The sequence below is a fragment of the Streptomyces sp. AC550_RSS872 genome, assembly GCF_019049285.1.
Classification (GTDB): Bacteria; Actinomycetota; Actinomycetes; order Streptomycetales; family Streptomycetaceae; genus Streptomyces.
Window position 1 is genome coordinate 1 of the sequence record NZ_JAGMUL010000141.1, and the last position, 335, is coordinate 335.

General features: G+C 67.8%; 1 protein-coding gene. It reads left to right on the plus strand.

Features of this window, described 5'->3' with window-relative positions; translation table 11 throughout:
* Positions 1–335 (plus strand): extracellular solute-binding protein (locus KUM44_RS36665; protein WP_217214090.1); only part of this gene is annotated, 335 nt, incomplete at both ends.

The window sequence follows — 335 nt, forward strand, 5'->3', positions numbered from 1 at the left end:
GGTAAGAAGCCGGAGTCGTGGGCGGACTTCTGGGACACCGGGGCGTTCCAGGGCGGCCGTTCGATGTGCAACCCGGACGGTGATCTGCCGGAGCTGGAGTTCGCGCTGCTGGCCGACGGCGTGCCGATGGACAAGCTGTACCCGCTGGATGTGGACCGTGCCTTCAAGGTGCTGACCCGGCTGCGGGGCGACATCAAGAAGTACTGGGACAGCGGCCCGCTCCCCGGTGTGCTGCTCAGCCGCCAGGAGGTCACGATGTCCACCGTGTGGGACGGCCGTATCGCCGACCTGGAGAAGCAGGGCGTCCCGGTGGAGCGGCAGCTCAATGGCATGCG